The 19,896-nt window shown below is 72.1% G+C and carries 17 protein-coding genes; 2 read left to right on the top strand and 15 right to left on the bottom strand.

Going from position 1 to position 19,896, the window contains the following annotated elements; genetic code table 11:
• The first annotated feature begins 19 nt into the window (after positions 1-19).
• Both AVL59_RS49625 and AVL59_RS31195 read left to right on the top strand, forming a co-directional pair.
• Entirely contained in the window at positions 20-253 is a 234-nt protein-coding gene (locus AVL59_RS49625; RefSeq protein WP_208870475.1) for a flavodoxin family protein, read from the top strand.
• A gap of 312 nt (positions 254-565) precedes the next feature.
• The gene (locus AVL59_RS31195; protein ID WP_067311153.1) at positions 566-1,249 is read left to right on the top strand and encodes a phosphatase PAP2 family protein; all 684 of its coding nucleotides are present in this window, start codon (positions 566-568) and stop codon (positions 1,247-1,249) included.
• Between the two features lie 12 nt (positions 1,250-1,261).
• Here the strand turns inward: AVL59_RS31195 and AVL59_RS31190 are convergent, their stop codons facing one another.
• From AVL59_RS31190 to AVL59_RS31120, 15 genes are read right to left on the bottom strand one after another with little or no spacing between them, the layout of a single operon-like run.
• The gene (locus AVL59_RS31190) at positions 1,262-2,587 is read right to left on the bottom strand and encodes a glutamate-1-semialdehyde 2,1-aminomutase (protein WP_067311150.1); all 1,326 of its coding nucleotides are present in this window, start codon (positions 2,585-2,587) and stop codon (positions 1,262-1,264) included.
• 7 nt (positions 2,588-2,594) lie between these two features.
• Complete coding sequence (locus AVL59_RS31185) at positions 2,595-3,146, bottom strand: dTDP-4-dehydrorhamnose 3,5-epimerase family protein (protein WP_067311147.1); 552 nt, start codon at positions 3,144-3,146, stop codon at positions 2,595-2,597.
• Positions 3,143-4,381 carry a polysaccharide pyruvyl transferase family protein gene (locus AVL59_RS31180; RefSeq protein WP_067311145.1) on the bottom strand — a complete coding sequence of 413 codons (1,239 nt, stop codon included), beginning with the start codon at positions 4,379-4,381 and terminating at the stop codon, positions 3,143-3,145. Before AVL59_RS31180 ends, AVL59_RS31185 begins: the two co-directional genes overlap by 4 nt.
• The gene (locus AVL59_RS31175) at positions 4,378-5,325 is read right to left on the bottom strand and encodes a glycosyltransferase family 2 protein (protein ID WP_067311142.1); all 948 of its coding nucleotides are present in this window, start codon (positions 5,323-5,325) and stop codon (positions 4,378-4,380) included. Before AVL59_RS31175 ends, AVL59_RS31180 begins: the two co-directional genes overlap by 4 nt.
• Positions 5,322-6,620 carry an MATE family efflux transporter gene (locus tag AVL59_RS31170; RefSeq protein WP_067311139.1) on the bottom strand — a complete coding sequence of 433 codons (1,299 nt, stop codon included), beginning with the start codon at positions 6,618-6,620 and terminating at the stop codon, positions 5,322-5,324. Before AVL59_RS31170 ends, AVL59_RS31175 begins: the two co-directional genes overlap by 4 nt.
• A 5-nt stretch (positions 6,621-6,625) precedes the next feature.
• Positions 6,626-7,909, bottom strand: a complete 1,284-nt coding sequence (locus AVL59_RS31165; RefSeq protein WP_067311136.1) for a DUF4910 domain-containing protein — start codon at positions 7,907-7,909, stop codon at positions 6,626-6,628.
• A complete protein-coding gene (locus AVL59_RS31160; RefSeq protein ID WP_067311134.1) occupies positions 7,897-8,931 on the bottom strand; it encodes an NAD-dependent epimerase/dehydratase family protein in 1,035 nt (344 codons plus the stop codon). The genes AVL59_RS31165 and AVL59_RS31160 overlap by 13 nt, the downstream gene beginning before the upstream one ends.
• 3 nt (positions 8,932-8,934) lie before the next feature.
• Complete coding sequence (locus tag AVL59_RS31155) at positions 8,935-9,582, bottom strand: PIG-L deacetylase family protein (RefSeq protein WP_067311131.1); 648 nt, start codon at positions 9,580-9,582, stop codon at positions 8,935-8,937.
• Complete coding sequence (locus tag AVL59_RS31150) at positions 9,579-10,385, bottom strand: glycosyltransferase family protein (protein ID WP_067311128.1); 807 nt, start codon at positions 10,383-10,385, stop codon at positions 9,579-9,581. The genes AVL59_RS31155 and AVL59_RS31150 overlap by 4 nt, the downstream gene beginning before the upstream one ends.
• Positions 10,382-11,617: a class I SAM-dependent methyltransferase gene (locus AVL59_RS31145; protein ID WP_067311126.1), complete on the bottom strand. Its 1,236-nt coding sequence runs from the start codon at positions 11,615-11,617 to the stop codon at positions 10,382-10,384. The genes AVL59_RS31150 and AVL59_RS31145 overlap by 4 nt, the downstream gene beginning before the upstream one ends.
• Positions 11,614-12,855 carry a glycosyltransferase gene (locus AVL59_RS31140; RefSeq protein WP_067317982.1) on the bottom strand — a complete coding sequence of 414 codons (1,242 nt, stop codon included), beginning with the start codon at positions 12,853-12,855 and terminating at the stop codon, positions 11,614-11,616. The genes AVL59_RS31145 and AVL59_RS31140 overlap by 4 nt, the downstream gene beginning before the upstream one ends.
• A gap of 2 nt (positions 12,856-12,857) precedes the next feature.
• Positions 12,858-14,162, bottom strand: coding sequence for an O-antigen ligase family protein (locus AVL59_RS31135; RefSeq protein ID WP_079147095.1), 1,305 nt, complete (start codon positions 14,160-14,162; stop codon positions 12,858-12,860).
• 1 nt (position 14,163) lies between these two features.
• Positions 14,164-15,708 carry a right-handed parallel beta-helix repeat-containing protein gene (locus AVL59_RS31130; protein ID WP_067311123.1) on the bottom strand — a complete coding sequence of 515 codons (1,545 nt, stop codon included), beginning with the start codon at positions 15,706-15,708 and terminating at the stop codon, positions 14,164-14,166.
• Between the two features lie 8 nt (positions 15,709-15,716).
• Positions 15,717-17,693, bottom strand: coding sequence for an alginate lyase family protein (locus tag AVL59_RS31125; RefSeq protein WP_067311120.1), 1,977 nt, complete (start codon positions 17,691-17,693; stop codon positions 15,717-15,719).
• Positions 17,690-19,882 (bottom strand): bi-domain-containing oxidoreductase, encoded by a 2,193-nt coding sequence (locus AVL59_RS31120; RefSeq protein WP_067311117.1) that lies wholly within the window; start codon positions 19,880-19,882, stop codon positions 17,690-17,692. The genes AVL59_RS31125 and AVL59_RS31120 overlap by 4 nt, the downstream gene beginning before the upstream one ends.
• Between the last annotated feature and the right edge of the window lie 14 nt (positions 19,883-19,896).

Here is a 19,896-nt window from a genome sequence, read left to right as displayed (position 1 = left end):
CGCGGCTGGTGCCGGGCGCTTGGATGCTATCGTCCTCGGCTGCCCGACGCTGATGGGCAGCGTGTCGGCGGTGTTCAAGGCGTTCATGGAGGCGGCGTTCACGCCGTTCACGACACAGGCGTGGAAGGACAAGCCGGCCGGAGGGTTCACCATGTCCGCCTCGCAGAGCGGCGACAAGCTGGTGGTCCTGGAGCAACTGGCGGTGTTCGCCGCGCAGATGGGCATGCAGTGGACGAGCGGATCGCCCGGCTGACTCAGCGTTGGGTCAACGCCGTGCCGTACGACACCTCCGGATGACCGAACACGAGGCCCGCGCGCTGTCGGCCTCCCTCAGGGAGAAGGACGACGCACCGGCACCCTGAAGCCAGGACAGCGGCCACTGTGCCAGAGTGTCGACACGCGGACTGTCCGACGGCGGTTTGCCGCGACCGCGTTGTTGGGATTCACGGCTGACCACCGGTCGGATGAAGGGCCGCACCCTCACCCTGTCTCAAGGAGTCAAGATTCGGAACACCATCTACCGATCAGGGCAGACTGCCGCAGGACGACCGGGCGCGGTGGGCGTGTGACCGGCCGGCGGGCGCCCGCGGTGCTGCCCTCATCGCTGCGCGCGTGGCTCGGGCTGATCGCGGCCCTCGCCACGCTGATGGTCGTCGTGCTCGGGATCCTGTACGCCGGCCGCAGCCGGCCCGGCATGGTGGACGCGTGGATCCAGCCGGCGGTGGACGGTGTGCGGCCGCCGTGGCGGCACGTCGCTCTGGCCATGGACTTCCTGGGGGAGCCCGCCGGAGCGGCGATGCTGGTCGTGGCTGCCGTGACGGGCTGCCTGTTGCTTCGGCGTCCTCGCGCGGCGGTGCTCGTCGTTGCCGGCGCCGCCATGGCCGTGGGGACGGCGACGCTGCTCAAGCATCTGGTGGGACGCACCATCCACGGCGACGGCAACCTGTCCTATCCGAGCGGGCACACCGCCTTCTTCACCGCGCTCGCCCTCGTGGTGGCGCTGCCGGCGACCGGCCGGCTCGGCCTCGGCAGGACGGCCGGAACATCACTCGTGCTCGCCGCGGCACTGGTTGCCGGCGCCGCCATGGGCTGGGCACAGGTCGCCCTGGGCGCGCACTACCCGACCGACGTCCTCGGCGGCTGGTGCACCGCGCTGGCGGTGATACCGGCGACCGCGTGGCTGGTCGACCGGATGGCTGACCGGCTGGTCGATCGGATGGCCGACACCGGTCGGCGGGAGCGTCGCTGACGTCACGTCACGTCACGCCAAGCGTCGGAATACGGGCTTCACCGGTCGTCCGGCCAGCCAGGGGGTGGGGTCGGCGGCGTCCAGTGCCTTCCGGTACACCGCACATGCCTGGGCCACCACGTCGACGGTGTGATCGATGTCGGCGTCGCCGAGCGCGCTGCTCACCACGAACGACGGGGCCAGCACCCCGCCCGCGAGGAGTCGGCGCAGGAACAGGGTGCGGTACTGCTGCGACGGCTGCCCGTTCTCGTCGAGGGTGGCGAAGACCAGGTTGCTGGCCCGGCCCCGGACGACGATGTGGTCGCCGACGCCCATGTCGGCCGCGACGTCGCGGACACCGGCGGCCAACCGCTCGCCGAGGGTGTGCAGCCGCGCGGTGACGCCCTCTTCGGCGTAGATGGTCTGCACGGCCATCGCGGCGGCCAGCGAGTGCGTTTCCGCACCGTGCGTGGTGGACAGCAGGAACACCCGGTCGCCGGAGTGACGCAGCCCGCCCCGCTCCATCAGGTCGCGGCGCCCGGCCAGCGCGGAGACGGCGAATCCGTTGCCCAGCGCCTTGCCGAACGTGGAGAGGTCGGGGACGACGCCGTACAGGCCCTGGGCGCCCGCCTCGGACCAGCGGAAACCGGTGATCATCTCATCGAAGATCAGTACGCAGCCGTGCCGGTCGGCCAGCTCGCGCACGCCGGCGAGGTACCCGGGCGGCGGCTCGGTGTGGGTGGCGGGTTCGAGAATCAGGCAGGCGACCTCGTCCTGGTGCCGGGTGAGCAGCTCTTCCGTGGCGGCCAGATCCCCGTATGGGAACGCCACGGTGAGCTCGTTGGTCGCCGCCGGAACACCGGCGGACATCGGTGTGCTGCCGATGAACCAGTCGTCGACGGAGAAGAACGGATGGTCGGCGCAGATGGCCACCCGCTGGCGCCCGGTGGCGGCGCGGGCGAGGCGCACCGCGGCGGTGGTGGCGTCGGAGCCGTTCTTCGCGAACTTCACCATCTCGGCGGTCGGCACCGTGGCCAGGAAGCGTTCCGCGGCCTCGACCTCCACGACGGACGGCCGGACGAAGTTGCTGCCGCGGTCGAGTTCGCGCCGCACCGCCTCGATCACGCGTGGGTGGGCGTGGCCGAGGCTGACCGACCGCAGGCCGGAGCCGTACTCGACGTAGCGGTTGCCGTCGATGTCCCACACGTGGGCACCGCGGCCGTGGCTGATGACCGGGGCCAGGTTCTCGGGGTACTGGTCGTCGCCCTTGGCGTAGGTGTGCGCGCCCCCGGGGATCAGGGCGTGCAGCCGCTCGTTCGCCAGCCGCGACCGGGGCAGCAGGAACTCTTCGGTGTCCACGCCGACTTCACCTCTCCTTTTGCTTCAGGACCTCGGCGAGGCTCGGCGCCTCCCGGTCCCGCTGGGACATCGATGTGGCCGGCAGCGGCCAGGGAATGGCGAGCTCCGGGTCGTCGAAGGCGATCGTCACGTCCTCGGCCGGATCGTGCGGACGGTCGATCCGGTACGAGGTGTCAGCGGTTTCGGTCAGTGCCTGGAAGCCGTGCGCGCACCCCGCCGGGATGTACAGGGTCGCCTGCGTCTCGCCGGACAGCTCGAAGAAGGCCCGGTTGCGGTAGGTCGGCGAGTCCGTCCGCAGGTCCACGACGGCGTCGAAGATCCTCCCGTACGAGCACCGCACCAGCTTGGCCTCGCCGGCGCCCGAGCGCAGGTGCAGGCCACGCAGCACGCCCCGGACCGAGCGGGACACGCTGTCCTGGACGAAGGCGTCCGGGTCGAGGCCCACCGAGCGGACCACGTCGGCGTCGAAGGTGCGGCAGAAGAAGCCGCGCTCGTCGGCGTACGGCGTCGGCTCGAACAGGTACGCACCGGCGATCTCCGGGACTTCGGTCGCTTTCATGGAGCCTCCTGCCGGGCGCGGGCCTGGGCGTGATCGGTCCCCGGGAACAGGGTCGCGGTCAAGGCGTTGAACTGGTGCTCCAGACGCCGGGCGGCGGCCAGGTTCCGCTCGGTGAGGGTCTGCCGCAGCTCGGCCGATCGCTTCTCCAGCGCCCGGAACTGCTCGAGCAGCCGGTCGGCGTCGACCTCGCGCGCCGGGTGGCAGTACGCGCCGAGCCCCATCTGCGCCATGAGCGCGTCGCTCTTCGCCGCATAGCTGAGGGCGAGCACCGGTGTGCCGGTCTTCAGCGCGCAGATCAGGTTGTGGTAGCGGATCGCCACCACGGTGTCGGCAGCCGCCATCTCCTTCATCAGGTCGGCCAGCGCGGACGGTTCGGCAGCGGTGACCAGCGGCGAGTCGACCGCGTCGAGGATGGCGGCGACCACCGACGCATCGCACGTGTCGCCGGTGAGCAGCCGGACCGGCCTGCCCTCCTCGACCAGCGCGCGGACGAACCGGGTCGTCCCGTCGAGGTAGCGCCGGTATATCTCCTCGGCCCGGGCGCGGTCGTCGTTGCCGCCGTGGAAGTCCATGACGCCGACGCAGACCGGGCCCGGCGAGCCCGAGGGCGCGCTCGCCGGCGGCGTCGGCAGGGCGAACGCGAGGTCGGGGTAGACCTCGTCGCGCGCGGTGTCCACGCCCATCGCCCGCATCGCGTCGCGGGACTGGGCGTCCCGGTACGAGCGGTACGCGGCCAGCCGCGCCGACCAGCGCACCAGGGCCCGGGTCGGCCGGTTGCCGATCTCGGCGGCACCGACGCTGACCAGCGCGACCCGCGTGCGAAGCAGCCGGCCACTCGCGCAGAGCAGGAACAGCGAGTACGGGAAGCCCCACGGCCGCAGCGGCAGCGTGGCCTCCAGGACGCCCATGCCCGGCACGATCACCACGTCGTGCCGGCGCACCCAGGCGGCGGTGCGGAAGACGTCGACGAGTTTGCCCAGACCCTTCGCCGCGATCGCGCCCGCACGTGACGCGGTCCGGTACTCCGCGCGGTTCCAGTGCAGCCGCGTGGCGGGGATCCCGAACCGGGTCGTCACGGCTTCGGGTCCGCCGCACAGCGCGTCCACGGCCGCCTCCGGGTGCTCGGCGCGGAGGTACCCGAGGACGGCCTCGAGCGACCCGTCGTTGCCGAGGTTGCCGGAGCCGAGCAGGCCGAACACCCCGACGCGCACCGGAGTTTCGTCCGCTGACGTCATGGCCGCCTCCCCTCACGCCCGGCGACGAGGGCGTCGACGGAGACGGTCTGCTTGGCCGGGTCGACCGGGGCGCGGTCCTCGACCCGCTCACCGGCGCCCGGCCGGACCCGGCTGGTCATCCATGCGGCCAGGTGGCGGTAGCACGCGCGCCGGTCGGCCGCGGACAACGGGGCCCGCCGGATCGCCGAGGCGAAGCCCCAGACGTACTCGGCGAGCAGCCGGGGCGTCGGGTGCAGCGGGCCCGCCCGGCGCGGGTCCAGGTTGACGCACCGGGAGCGCTTGCTCGGGTTCGCCCGCTCGGCGCGGGCGGGGTGATCGCGGCGGAAGTACAGGAGTTCCGGCACCTGGTGGAAGCGCCCGTGCAGGGCGATCTCGGCGACGAACGTGCGGTCCGCGTGGTGGTAGCTGTCCATCGGCTTCACCCGGCGCAGCGCGTCGGCCCGGACCACCCCGTAGAAGTCGTCACCGCCTGGCTCGAACAGCATGCTGCGGAAGCGCTCCGGCGGGTGCGGTGAGTCGGTGGCGAGCGTGTACTCGTACGGGACCTTCACCTGGCCGTCGCCGTCGATGACCGCCTGGTCGGCGTGTGCGAGGATCACGTCCGGCCGCTCGTCCAGCGCCTGGACGCAGCGCCGTAGCAGGTCGCGGGCGTAGAGGTCGTCGTGCGAGGCCCACTTGAACAGCTCGCCGCGGCACTCGGCGAACACACGGTTGTGGTTCGGCGTGGCGCCGATGTTCCGGGGCAGCCGGAGGTACCGGATGCGCGCGTCCCGCGCGGCGTACTCGCGGCAGATGTCCTGGGTCCCGTCGGTCGAGGCGTTGTCGGAGACGACCAGCTCGAAGTCCTCGTAGGTCTGGCCGAGCAGGGCGTCGAGCGACTCGGCGAGGTACTCCTCGCCGTTGTACACGGGCAGGCCGATGCTCAGCCTGGGTTGGGCGGTCATGCGGTCCTCACTTCGGGGATGGGGTGGTGGTGGCGCTCGCCCAGGGCGGACCGCAGCTGCAGCCACCACACAGCCGAGCTGCAGCCGGTCGCGACGGCGACGCCCCAGGCCGAGCCGACCGTGCCGGCCACGGTCGCCCCGCCGAGCCCGCCGCTGACATAGCAGGCGGAGGCGAACAGCTGGCAGCGCAGGCTGCGCCTGGCCGCGGCGAGCGCGCGCAGCCCGGCCGCCGCGCCGGTGCCGAGGCCGGCGCCCGCGACGCCGAGGGTGACCGGCACGATGAGCTGTGAGGCGGAGTGCCAGACGTCGCCGAGCACGAGCTCGCCGAGCCGGTCCGGCATCAGCAGCAGCGCCCCGCCCCAGAGCAGCGCGGCGGCGGCCTGCCCGCCGCCGAGGAGGAGGCAGAACTTCCCGAGCCGCTGCGGGGCCTGCCGCAGCACCCGTGCCGCCTCCGCGACGGTGACCAGCGAAAGACCCATGAGCACGGCGAGGAACGGGCCGAGCAGGAGCTCGGCGCCCCGGACCGCACCCACCGCGCCGACCCCGACGATCGCGCCGAGCCCGTACGCCCGCAGCTGGCTCGCGCCGCTGAGGCTGACGTTCTCGACCAGGTACCGGTAGCCGAGGTCGCGCTGTTCGCGAAGCCACCCGCGTGCCCGGGTCGTCCGGGGCCGGATGCCGGACTGGAGGCAGCCGTACGCAGCGGCCACCGCGGCGGACGCGCCCCAGGCGAGCACGAAAGCGGCCACGCTGCCCACGCGGGCCGCCACGACCATGGCCGGGACGAGCGCGACGCCCCACACGAGGTCGTTGACGAACGCCTTCTGCCCGGTGCCCGCGGCGAAGAACGAGTACCGCCAGGCGTCCTGCAGCAGCAGCCCCGGCAGCAGGACGCCGAGGCAGGCGAACGCGGGCCCCACGCGGCCGCCGAGAGAGAGGCCGGCCACCAGACACGCCGCACCGCTGGCGGTACCGACGACGAGCGCGGTGCCCGACGACCGGGCCACCGCCCCGCGCCAGGACGCGTCCGGCACGCCGCTGAAGCGCACCACGAGCGGATCGGTGGCCAGCCCGCGGGAGACGTTGAGCACCACGCCGTAAGTCACCCAGGCGAGGCTGAACACGCCGAACGCGGTCACCCCCAGCGAGCGTGCCACGTAGATCCCCACCGCGAAGTTGCTGATGCTGGAGGCCGCCTGGTCGGCCAGTCCCCATGACAGCCGGCCGACGAGGGCCCGGCGGGCGGATCCGGCCGGTGGCGCCGTTGTCTGCGGATTCTCTCCCTCGGTGGTCATCGGCGTCATGCCTTGATCAGCCCCGCGCCGTGCAGGGCGCCGGCCGCGGCGGCGACGGTGTCGAACGGCAGCCCGGACCGCTCGGCGACGTCGAGCAGACTGTGCTCGCCGTCGGAGAGGCTGAGCACCCAGAGCATGGCCATCTGGGCCTGCTTCGCGTCGCTGCGGCCGCCGAGCGAGTCGTACAGCCCGCGCCGGCCCAGCTGTGGCTCGCCGTAGGGGCTGAGGTTGACGTACCGCCGGTTGCGGTCGAGGACGGCGAACGCCTCGCGACAGACGGCGAGCGTGTCCGCCATCGCCTGTGGAGAGACGAAGTCCAGGTTGTCCGCCGAGGTGTGGTATTCGGGGTAGCCGGCGTACGGGGTCCGGCTGAGCGAGCCCACGCCGAGATCGAACCCGGGCGAGCAGAACTGCCGCTCGTCGTAGCCGTACGGAGTGAACTCGACGACCTGGTGCGGGCGGTCGGATGCGAGAAGCACGTGCCGCATCACCCGGTCGATCTCCGCGTCGCCGCGCCTGCTCCGCTTGTAGGTCAGCCGGCCCGAGTCGCCGGCGCAGGCCAGCACCAGCCCGTGCTTGACCCGCTCCACCCGCTCCGCGTTGCGGGCCAGCCAGGTGATCGCCCCGATGGTGCCGGGCGCGAACAGGAACCGGTAGGTGTAGTACGGCGACTGCTCCGCCAGCGCCCGCGCCAGGAACGTCGCCACCGCGACGCCGGCCAGGTTGTCGTTGGCCAGCGACGGGTGGCAGACGTGGCAGGAGACGATCACCTCGTCGGAGACCTGCCCGGGGACCACGTGCTCGGCGTAGGTGAGGTGGCCATCGGTGAGTGCGGAGTCGACGCACACCTCGTACTCGCCGTCCGGCAGCGCGTCCAAGGTCTCCTGGGCCAGGCAGAACCCCCATTCCGGCTTGTAGTAGCTGGTGCGGTACGGCACCCAGGCCGGGTGGTCCGGCAGGGTGTGCAGGTGTCCACGCAGCTCGGCCAGTGGCATGGTCGCCGACACCGGCACGCTGTAGCCGAGCACGTGCAGGCTGGACGCGGCGAAGTCGACGACCCGGTTGCCGGCGCTGTCGGCGATGTACGCGTCCCGGATGTTCCACTCCTGCGGCACCGTCCAGTCGAGCACCCGCGTCCCGGTCGGCACCTCGTGCACCTGCAGCGGGACGTACTCGCCGACGATCTCCAGGGTCGCGCGCACACCGTCGCCGGTGATGCTCCGGCACAGCGGGTACAGCCGCTCCACCAGCGCGTACATCTCTTCGCCGGCCTCGGTCACCGGCGCCACCGCAGGGTGTCGTCGACGGCGCCGGCCTCGGACGCCGCGCGCAGCACGGCAAGGCGGGTGAAGCGCTGCTCGAAGTCCTCCCGGGTCAGCCCGTGTTTCCGGTAGGCGTCGGCGAGTTCGAGCGCGCCCTGCTTCACCGTCCACTCGCAGTCGAAGCCGGGTATCGCCGTGCGGAACCGGGAGAAGTCCACCCGGTACGACCGCGGATCGGCACCGGTCTCGCCGGTGATCACCACCTTCGCTCCGGACACCGCCTCGGCGACCTGCTCGGCGATCTCGGCGACCGTGACGTTGTTGACCTCGCTGCCGATGTTGAACGCCCGGTCGTGCACCGCTTCCCGCGGCGCGACCAGCGCGGCCGCGAAGGCCCGTGCGATGTCGGCGGCGTGCACCAGCGGGCGCCAGGGGGTGCCGTCGGAGAGCACAAGGACCTCGCCGGACAGGAGTGCGTGGCCCACCAGGTTGTTCAGCACGATGTCGGCGCGCAGCCGGGGTGAGTGGCCGAAGGCGGTGGCGTTACGCATGAACACCGGGCTGAAGTCGGCGTCGGACAGCGTGTGCAGGTCGTCCTCCACCCGCACCTTGGACTCCGCGTACGGCGTCACCGGACGCAGCGGGGCGTCCTCGGTCACCAGGTTCGCCGAGTCGTCGCCGCCGGCGGCGCCGTAGACCGAGCAGGTCGACGCGTACAGGAAGCGCCGCACTCCGGCGTCGCGGGCCAGCCGGGCAAGCCGCACGGACGCGTGGTGGTTGATGTCGTAGGTGAGCTCCGGCGCCAGCGATCCCAGCGGGTCGTTGGACAGCGCGGCCAGGTGGATCACGGCGTCCACCCCGGCCACGTGTTCGGCCGTGACGTCGCGCAGGTCCACCCGATGCCCGGACGGGTCCGCGGGCGACGGGCCCAGAACGCAGTCGGCGAACAGGCCGGCGTCAAGACCGACGACCTCGTGCCCGGCAGCCGCGAGGACCGGGGCCATCACCGTGCCCAGGTAGCCCTGGTGTCCGGTCAGCAGTATGCGCAAGGTTCATTCCCCCAGGTCGAGAGTGAGTTTGGTGACGGCGAACGCCTCGGCGTAACGCTCGTGGCATTCGATGCCACGGATCCGGGCCAGCCCGAGGAAGGCCTCCCGGTCGTACCAGGGCCGGTGCCGCTGCGAGGGGTAGTGCTCCTGCAGCAGCCGCACCTTCTGTTCCGCGATCTCCGGCGGGAGCGGCTGGTACGCCGCCGGACGGCCGAGGTCGCCGTCCCACTTGACGATCTCGTAGCCGAGCACGAGGTGGTCGCGGAACGCGGTGGGTATCAGTTTCGCCAGGCCGCGGTGATCCTGGTGCGCGTCATCGGTGCGCGGGGCCAGTACGAGATCCGGCTCTGCCCCCGCGCGCAGTTCCTCGACCGCGGCCTTGGCCTCTTCCCAGTGCGCGGGCAGCCGGCCGTCCGGCAGCTTGTGCACCGTCAGCCGCAGGTCGGCGCCCGGGCAGAAGGCGGCGAGCGCGGCTTGTTCCTCCTGCTCCCGCTCGGTGCCGCCGCCGGAGAGCACCAGCGCGTCGACGCGGATACCCGGCCGCGCGAGGCACAGCGTCAGCAGCGTCCCGCCGGCGCCGATGGCGATGTCGTCGCAGTGCGCGCCCACCGCGACGAGCCGGTCCAGGCGCCCGGCCCCGAGCCGGATCACGCTCTCGCTCCGGCGCCCGCTCCCGCACCGTCCCGTTCCCACACGGCCCACGGGCGGTCGCCCCGGGCGTAGGCGGCGTCGAGCGCGGCCCGCTCCTTCACGGTGTCGGTCGGCTTCCAGAAGCCGCGGTGCTGGTGCGCCACCAACCGGCCGCGCTTGGCCAGTTGGGCGCATCCGTCGGCGACCAGGTCCCCGTTCTCCGGGATGTGGTCGAAGACCTCCTGGCGGAGCACGAAGTAGCCGCCGTTCTCCCACAGCGGCAGCTCGCTCACCGCGGTGATGCCGCCCACCAGGCCGTCCTCGCCCAACTCCACGCAGTGGAACGACGACTGCGGCGGCACCACCATCATCGACGCACCGGCGTCGCGCCGGGCGAACCGGTCGATCATCTCCGGCAGCGGGGCGTCGGTGAGCACGTCGGCGTAGTTGGCGAGGAACATCTCGTCGCCGTCCAGGTGGTGCCGCACCCGGCGCAACCGCTCCCCGATCGGTGACTCGATGCCGGTCTGCGCGAACGTGATCGTCCAGTCCGAGATGTCGGTGGACAGCAGCTCGGTCCGGCCGCCCCGCAGCACGAAGTCGTTGGACGTCGTCTCCTCGTAGTTGAGGAAGAAGTCCTTGATGTGGTGCGCCCCGTACCCGAGGCACAGGATGAACTCCGTGTGCCCGAAGTGCGCGTAGTAGCGCATGACGTGCCAGATCAGCGGCCGCGGGCCGACCATCGCCATCGGCTTGGGCACGTCGTCGGCGGCTCCGTTGCGCATCCGCATCCCGTAACCGCCGCAGAACAGAACGACCTTCATGACGTGACCTCGGCAATGCTCAGTTCCGGGATGGGAAAGACCAGTCGGCCGCCCCAGTCGTGCACGAAGGACAACTGCTCGACCAGCTCGGCCCGCAGGTTCCACGGGAGGACGAGGACGTAGTCCGGTCTGTCGGCGGCTATCTGCTCGGGCGACAGGATCGGGATGCGGGTGCCCGGGGTGAACCTGCCGTGCTTGTAGGGGTTGCGGTCGACCGTGTACGGGAGCAGGTCGGGCCGGATGCCGCAGTGGTTGAGCAGGGTGTTGCCCTTGCCCGGGGCGCCGTAGCCGACGACCGTCTCGCCGCGCTCGGCCGCGTCGATGAGGAACCGCAGGAGGTCCCGGCGCACCTTGGCCACCCGGGCGGAGAACTCGGTGTACCCGGACAGCTCCTGCAGCCCGGCGGCCTTCTCCCGGTCCAGCACGTCGGCCACCTGCTGCGTCGGCCCGCCGGCCACCTCGGCCGGCCGGGCCCACAGCCGGATGGAGCCGCCGTGCGTGGGCAGCAGCTCGACGTCCACGAGCGCGAGTCCGCCGCTCGCCAGCGCCCGGGTCGCGGAGGCGACCGTGTAGTACTGGAAGTGCTCGTGGTAGATCGTGTCGTACTGGTTCTCCTCGATCAGGGTCAGCAGGTGCTGCACCTCGATGGAGACCCAGCCGTCGTCGGCGACCAGGGCGCGCAGCCCCTGGGTGAACCCGACCACGTCGGGGATGTGCGCGTACACGTTGTTGGCCACGACCAGGTCCGCCGGGCCGTGCTCGGCGCGGACGGCGGCGCCGGTGGCCGGGTCCAGGAACTCCGTGAGCGTGGGTACACCCGCGTCCCGCGCCGCGGCGCCGACGTTCACCGAGGGCTCGATGCCGAGGCAGCGGATCCCGCGGTCCACCACGTGCTTCAGCAGGTACCCGTCGTTGCTCGCGACCTCGACCACGAAGGCGTCCGGGCCGAGACCCACCCGCTCCACGGCGTCCGCGACGAACGTGCGCGCGTGCTCCACCCAGGAGGTCGAGTAGGAGGAGAAGTACGCGTACTCGCTGAACGTCTCCTCCGGCGTGATCAGCGGAGGTATCTGCGCCAGCCAGCAGTCGGTGCAGACCCGCAGGTGCAGCGGGTACGCGGGCTCCGGTTGATCCAGTTGGTCCGCGGCCAGAAAGCTCTCACATGGTGGCGTCGCCCCCAGATCGACGACGCTCGCCATCGCTTCCGAGCCGCAGAGTCGGCATCGTGTCATCTACTGTCCCCATCCCCCCTGCTCGCGCGGGTGTCCCCGCCGCGAGCCAGTACTGACCGACCCGCGATCGCGGTGCGGTACCCCTCCACCAGGCGCTCCAGCCCGACGGCCGGGCTGAAGGCCTGCTCGTAACGGCGCCGGGCCGCCTGGCCCATCTCCCGGCCCAGGGCCGGCTCGGCCGTGATCCGGCGTATGCAGGACGCGAGCGAGGCGGGCTCGCCCGGCCGGTGCAGCAGGCCGGTCACCCCGTCCTCGACCAGTTCGACGAAGGCGCCGTGACCGGCGGCGACGGCCGGGACCCCCGCCGCCATCGCCTCCACGACCACCAGGCCGAACGCCTCCAGCCACGTCGAGGGAGCCACCACGGCGACCGACCGCGCGACGGCCTGCCGGCACTGGGCCGGGTCGTACAGGCCGACGTACCGCACGTCGTCCCGGCCCGCCGCCCAGGCGGTCACCTCTCGTTCCAGCGGCCCCGCGCCGGCGACCACGAGCGGCACGCCCACACCGCCGCTCGCCGCGACCTCGTCCCACGCGGCCATGAGCAGCCGCACGCCCTTGGCCTCCGCGAGCCGGCCGAGATAGAGCAGATGCTCGCCGGCGCCCGCTCGGCAGGCGCCCGGGTCGGGCACGAAGTTGTGCTTCACCACAAGCCGCTCGGGTGGCATGCCGGCCCGCACCAGGACGTCGCGCTGCGCCGCGGAGATGCAGAAGAACCGCTCCACGCCGGACCACCACCGCCGCCGGTTGACCGACAGGCTGACCGCGAGCGGCACCGTCGCCAGCCGGGAGTTCCGGTAGCAGCCGTGCCGCACGGCGGGCAGCGGCGCCGCCCCGACGCACTCGGTGCACGGCCGGCCGTCCCGCTGCAGCGTGCCGGGCGGGCAGACCTGGGTGTAGTTGTGCAGCGTCGCGACGGCGGGCACGCCGGCGTCGGCACAGGCGGCCAGCACCGCGGGCGACAGGAGCGGGAAGACGTTGTGGACGTGCACCACGTCCGGCCGCTCGGTGCGAAGCCGGGCGGTGAGCTCCGCGCGGACCGCCGGGTTCCACGGCACGAGGAGCGGTAGCGCGGCCTTGCCCAGCAGGGAACGGGCGGCGATGTCGTCGCTGCGCCGCTCGAACACCTCGACCCGGTGGCCGGCAGCGCGCAGCAGCTCCACCTCCTGGTCGACGACCTTGTTCTCCCCGCTCGGCTGCGCCGAGGCGTAGCGGTTGTGCACCACGAGGACGTGCATGCTCAGGTCACCTCCGATCTCCGGGCCCATCGCGGGACGCGTTGTCGAGGGACTTCGGGCGTCGAGAGGGGAGTGGCCGCGGCAGGTGCCGCCAGCAGCGAGGCGGCCACGGCCAGATGCAGCAAGTACGGCGAGGCGTCGCCCAGCCCGGCCTCGGTGTACGAGGCGATCGCGCAGTAGCTGATCAGGAAGATCGCGCAGGCCCTCTGCAGCGACGGTGGCCGCAGCAACGCGACGCCGCCCAGCACGATGATGATCACTGCGACCAGGGTGACGCCGATCAGACCCTGCTCGTTGTAAACGGCCAGCCAGCTGTTGTCGATCGGCAGCCCGCCGAAAGACTTGTCGCCCAGGCCGACGCCGAACAACTTCTCCGAGGTCGACCGGGGCGCAGCCAGCAGGGCGTCCCAGACCTTGGCCCGACCGGTCAGGTTGGAGAAGTTCTCCTTGCTCTGTCCGCGCAGGAACCACGCCTGCAGCGCGGAGGCGAACCCCACCGCGGCCACCGCGGCGCACAGCACTGTCCAGGTGAAGAACCGGCGGGCCGCGGCGCTGGTCAGGATGAGCGAGCCGATCGCCAACGCCAACCCGATGAACAGGCCGAGCGTGGCCGTCCGGGTATGGGTCAGCGCGAGCAGGACGAGTGACGGCACGATGATCACCGCGGCGCCGGTCCTGTCGGTCCTGCGGTCCAGTACGAGCAGCACGGTGAGCCCGATGATCACCGCCGCGTACTGGCCGATCTGCGGCGGGGTGAGCGGCCACAACGCGCCGACAAGGCGACCGCCGTAGAGATCGGGCAGGGCCGCGCCCGGTGAGGCGACCAGGCCGGCAGCCACCGACCCGAGCACCGCGAAGTACATCCGGATGTGATGCCTGACGAACGTCAGGCCGCCGTCCCACCAGCGGCTGAGCAGCCACAGCGTGCCGACGAAGAGAGCCAGCCGGGCGCAGCGGAACAGCGCGCCGAACCCGGACTCCAGGTTCGCGCTGGAGATCACGCTCGTCACCTGCAGCAGGGTGAGCAGGAACACGTACGCACTGGCTCGGATGCGCAGCCGGAGATTGACCGCGAGCGCCAGCGCGAACGCGGCGACCAGCGCGCCCATGGTGACCATCTGGATGAGGGAGCGGGGCAGCGGGACGATGGTCTTCGCCCCGGCGGAGCCGAGCGTGTTGAGGACCAGCAGCCCCCAGACGATCCCGACGATCCTCGGTGTGCCGGCAGGGCGCGGTTCGGCGCCGGGCCGCGTGCTCGCCGTAGCCGGTCCGCCCGAAATCCCACCGCGCGTCAGGTCTCCGCCCACCTCAACCACCGGCCCGTGGGTCGAGGTCGAGGGTGCTGCCCGCGTCCTGCTGGTACGGCGTGCTCTGCCACTGAGCGAAGTCGAGTATCCGGCTCGGGTCGTGGGCGACGAATTTCCATGGTCCGAGGTAGACGTTGTCGTGCCAGCGGTTGTGCTGCGTGCGGGTGATCGCCTCGGCCACCCCTTCACCCTGGTACGGCGACCAGTCCGGGTAGGTGCCGTAGTTGGCCAGCACCGCCATGCGGTCGCACATCTCCGTGCACTTGACGACGGACTCGTCCAGCACGAAGCGGTTGTCGTGGATGTCCACCCGCTGGGTCTTCCACCGGCAGTCGGCGTAGAGCGGTGGCTTGGCGATCGCCGGCCTCGCACAGCGGTCGGTGTCCCGGACCAGCAAGGTGCAGTCACCGGAGGAGGTGTTGGCCGGGCTGTTGCAGTACCGGTCGGCGTTCTCCCACAGGGTGATCCCGGACCAGTTGTTCTCCAGCACGTTCCGGTAGACCTCGATCTTGTCGGTGCGGGCTCGGATCCGTGGTTCGCCGCCGGACTCGGACAGGTAGACGGTCGCGAACGGGAAGGTGTCGCCGCGGTCGGCCGCCCTGCGGCCCTCGACCCAGTTGTTCCGCCGGATCGTGTTGTTCCGGATGACCGCGTTGTAGCTGGTCTCGTAGATCAGCGCGGCACCGTCGTTGCCTTCGATCACGTTGTTCTCGATGCGGAAGTCGTTGTCGTTGGTGTCCGCCCACAACCCTGTTCCGCGGTTGTCGTGCACCCAGTTGCCGCGTACGTCGGCGCCGTTGACGGCCCAGAACTTCACGCCTCCGGTGCAGCCGCAGCCCTTCCGCCGCCGTTCCCAGTCGCCGGTGTTGTTGCCCACGATCTCGTTGCCCTCGACCACCAGGTCGCTGATACGGCCTTCGGCCTTGTACGCGTTCATGCCGTACTGTCCGTTGCCGCGCAGGCAGCTGGCGCGGACCCGCTGGCGGGCACCGGCCATCAGCCCGGCGCCGGAGTTGTTCTGGATCGTCGCGTGCTCGATCACCCACCCGTCGGCCGAGTCATGGTTGACCACGCCCTCGTTCTGCGGCGCGACGAAACCCTGCACGGTCAGGTAGCGGATGGTGACATTGCCGGCGGTACCGCCGAACGCGTACTGGTTGATCTTCTGGCCGTCGAGCACCGCGCCCGGCGCGCCGAGGTAGCGGTCCCCCTTCTTGGGGACGACCTGGGAGTAGCGGTCCCGCCCGAGCCTGTGCTTGCCCGGTCGAAGCCAGAACGTGGTGTTCGCAGGGCTGCTCTTCGTCTTCGCTGCCAGGTCACCGACGACCGCGGGGTCGACCGTCACCGCACCCGCCGGCGCGTTCGCCGGCCCGGCCGCGGGCTTGGCGCACACCCGGGCCACGGACGTGGAGGACGCCCCGGACATGGATGGCGCGGCGGTCGGCCCCGCCCCGGCGCCCGGTTCGCTCTCACAGCCGGACGCCGCCAGCAGGGCCAGCGCCAGCGGTGCCGCCGCCAACGCCCGGTGCCGCCTCTTGATCCCCACGCGCCCCCCTAGCCGCGGAACCTGAGTACGGTGGTGAACCCCGCCGCGCCGTCGGCGAAGCCGGTGCCGACCAGCGTGGTGGTGGGTTCCTTGCGCCCGAAGCCGGCGGAGTACCAGCCCAGCGGCGGGTCCGTCTCGCCGCGATGCGCCCGCCATGACAGCTCCCCGGGCAGGTCGAGCACCGCGGAGCGCCCCTCGCCGTCCCGGATCCAGGTGAGCACCGCCCGGTTCCCCGCCAGGTCCGCGGCGATCGCCGGGCCGAGGTGGAACGCCAGCTGCACGGCCCGGCGCGGGCCGCGCACCTCGTCGACCACCCTCAGTTCCTGGCTCGCTGCCGTCAGCTCCACCCGGCGGCGGTGCACGGAGCGCTGGTAACCGTCGTGCTCGGCACACCAGCGGACCGTCCCCTCGTCGGAGGCGTCGGCTGTGTCCGCGGCCAGGACGCGGCTGCGGGCATGCCGGGTCCAGAGGAACGGGCCGCCGGAGACGGACTGGTCACCGCCGTCCAGCCGCAGGGTGTTGTGGCCGAGGGTCGACCGGAAGTACTGCCGCCACTCGGGTTGCCCGTGGTAGCAGAACGTCCCCGGGTCGGCGAGCACGTCGACCCCGTCGTGCCGGACCTCCACGGACAGCGCGTCCGCGTGGGCATGCGCGGCGATGGACAGGAATCCGTGCGGACCACCGTCGCAGCGGCACCAGATCTCCTCCGGACCGCGCAGGACGGTCATGCCCGCGTCGGCGAAGTGCCCTGGTCGGCTTGCCGGGCGGATCACGGCCGGTGCGGTTCCCTGTTCCGCGTACGGCCGGATGAGCGCGGCCAGCAGCGGGGTGCGCACATCGGTGCCGGTCACCGCCGGCCACCAGGTGAGCCGGCCGAACACGGCGTCCCCGGTGGCCAGCAGCGAGGCCCAGCGGTCGGTGCCCGCGCCGTCCACGACCAGACCGTGCCCGTCGTCCGCGTCCCCCTGGCGCGGCGGACGTAACCGGTTGTCCACGACGGCCGCGAGCGCGTCGGTCATCCGCAGCAGCACCAGCCGGATCGACGCGGGGACCGGCACGCCGGCGGCATCCGCCTCGGCCACCGCGGCCAGGCCGAGCTCCAGCACCAGCCCGTGATACTCGGTGGCCAGCTCGCGGTTGAGACCGGAGTCGAAGGTGTTGTTGCGCAGCTGCCGCTCCAGCGACCGCAGCGCGCCGGCTCGCCAACGCGCCGAGGCGGGGAACCACCCGAACGCGCAGGCCGCGGCGAACTGCCCGGCGGCCTCGGCGACGACGTGGTTGTTCGCCGAAGACCCCCGGCTGGGGAAGGCGGCCAGCCAGCGCTGGTGGTGCCAGATCTGGTTCAGCGCCACCGGGTTGCCCTCGAACAGCCCGGCCACGCCCGGCCAGCCGTCGAGCAGCCGGCGGATCCACACCCAGGACAGCAGCCGGATCCCCAGCTCGATCCCGCTGGTCCAGTGCACTCCGCGCAGCGGCGCGTTGCCCGCCCACCACGACCGCAGGTGCTCGGCCACTCGCTCGGCGTACCGCTCGTCCCCGGTGAACGCGTAGGCGGCGGCGAGCACGGTGAGGTACTGATGCCGGGACAGCTCCCAGATCTGCTTGATGTCCCCGACCGCGTCCTCGTTCCGGTACGGCACGTCGAAGGCGTAGCCCCAGGGCGCCCGGCGCCCGGTCTTCGGGTCGTACCACCAGTCCGGGTCGGCCAGGTCGTCGCGGTCCACTCCGAAATACTCGGCGTGCCCGGCCATCAGCCGGTCCGCCTCGGCGATGAGACGTTTCGCGGCGTCCGGAGGTATTGCGGCGATCGTCCCGGCGGGCAGTACCGCGGTGAACCGGGCGTCGGTCACCCTCGGGCAGTCCGGCCGCGCCGACCGCCACCGCCGTCTGCGGACCGCGTCGCCCACCCGGCCGCCGACCTCCCGCGGTCCCATCCGGGACAGGCGCCGCAGGTACCAGCCCGCACTCCCCGAGATCACGGTCATCGCGCCCTCGCCAACGTCACCGGCGCGCCGCCGGCCAGGCCGGCCTGCACAGCGAGGGTGGCCGCCGTGGTGGCGACGAGGGACTCCAGTGGCACCGGCATCGGCCCGCCGGTCCGCACGGCCTTGATGAACGCGGCCAGCTCGGCGTTCTGGCCCTTGTCCCGGGCCTTGGGCAGCCGCGAACTGACCCACCGCTTGCGGCCGTAGACCGAGGCACGGACGAAGTCGTCGAGCCGCAGCGCACGGCCGTCCGCGACCAGGTCCAGCGTCTCCTTGGGGAAGCCCGCCGGGCCGGTGGTGACGTAGCTGATCGTGGCGGTGGACCCGTCCGGGTAGCGCAGCACGACCTGGAGGTCCTCGTTGCCGGACGTGGCGACCGCGTACACCGAGACCGGGTCGGCCGCGAGCAGCCAGCTCGCCGTGTCGATGAAGTGCCCGCCCTCACCGGCGAACCGCGAGCCCTCGGTGCCCTGTTGGAGGTACCAGCTGCCGTGCTGCAGCCGGCCCGCGTTGACCAGGTAGCGCAGGTGCGCCGGACCGGTCCGGGCGCCGAACCGCTTCCTGGCCTCGCGCAGCAGCGGCGCGAACCGCCGGTTGAAGCCCACCTGGAGCCGGTCGTTGCCGGACTCCTCCACCGCCGCGAGCACACCGGCGAGTTCGTCCTCGGTGAGCGCCAGGGGCTTCTCCACGAACACGGTCTTGCCGGCCAGCAGTGCCTTTCGGGTCAGTTCGGCGTGCGAGCTGTGCCGGGTGACCACGAACACCGCGTCGACGGACTTGTCGCCGAGCACGGCGTCGAGATCGGTGGTCGCCTCGGCGAAGCCGAACTTCCGCTTCGCGTTGGCCGCGGACAGCGCCGTCGTGGTGACGACGGTCGACAATTCGACGCCGTCGCGCTGTGCCAGGTGGGGCAGCAGCATCGACGTCGCGTAGTTGCCCGCGCCGACGAACGCCAGCCGCACGGGCGCCTTGGCGGCCCGGGCCGGCGTGGACGTTCCTCCGCCGTGTCTCTTCACCGCGGGCACGGCCACCGCCGGGGCCCCCGCTTCCACAGCTTGGTCGGGGTGGCCGGGATACCGGAACAGCACGGCCACGGCCTTCAGGTCGCCGTCCTTCAGACGCCGGTACGTCTCGACGGCGTCATCGAACTCGGCTGTGTGGGAGACCAAAGGCTCCACGTCGACGCTGCCGCGGGCGAGGAGATCGAGGAAGCACGCCAGGTTGCGGCGCTCGGTCCAGCGCACGTAGCCGATCGGGTAGTCGCGCCCCTCGAGCTCGTACTCCGGGTCGTAGCGCCCGGGGCCGTAACTGCGGGAGAACCGGACGTCGAGCTCCTTCTCGTAGTACGCGTTCCACGGGAGGTCCAGGCGGCACTTGCCGATGTCGACGACCCGGCCGCGGTCGCGGCAGAGCCGGGCGGCCAGCTCGACGGGCTGGTTGCTGCCGCCTCCGGCGGCCAGGTACACCTGGTCCACGCCGTGACCGCCGGTGAGCTCGGCGACGGAAGCCTCCACGGCCGCGGACGCGGGATCGCCGCAGGCCGCGGCACCCAGGCGCTCGGCGAGCTCGCAGCGCACCGGGTCGGGGTCGACCCCGACGACGCGGACGCCCGAAGCGGCAAGGAGCTGCACCACGAGCTGCCCGATCAGCCCGAGACCGATGACCAGCGCCACGTCGCCGAGCTGTGGCTCGCCGCGGCGGACGCCCTGCAACGCGATCGACCCGACTGTGCCGAAGGCGGCGTGCCGCGGCGCGAGGCCGTCCGGCACCCGGGCGTAGAGGTTCTTCGGCACCCAGTTCAGCTCGGCGTGCAACGCGTGCTCGTTGCCGGCGCAGGCCACGAGATCACCGACCGCCACATCGTCGATCCCGGCGCCGACCTGCTCGACCACCCCGCACAGCGAGTAGCCCAGGGGCGTGTAGGAGTCCAGCTTGCCCATCACCTTGCGGTAGGTGGCGGGCACCCCGTTGGTGGCCACGCTCTGCATGACCTTGGCCACCTGGTCCGGCCGGGAGCGGGCCTTGCCCAGCATCGACATGCCGGCCTCGGACACCTTCATGAGCTCGGTCCCCGTGGAGATCAGCGAGTAGGCGCTGCGGACCAGCACACCGCCCGGCTTGCACCCCGGCACCGGCACGTCGAGCACCGCCAGCTCGCCGCTCTTGTAGTTCTGTACGACCTGCTTCACCCGAACTCCTCTGA

It is taken from the genome of Streptomyces griseochromogenes, from assembly GCF_001542625.1.
Taxonomy (GTDB): domain Bacteria; phylum Actinomycetota; class Actinomycetes; order Streptomycetales; family Streptomycetaceae; genus Streptomyces; species Streptomyces griseochromogenes.
Note: the sequence above shows the minus strand (reverse complement) of the source record. Positions and strands in the feature narration are given on the sequence as shown.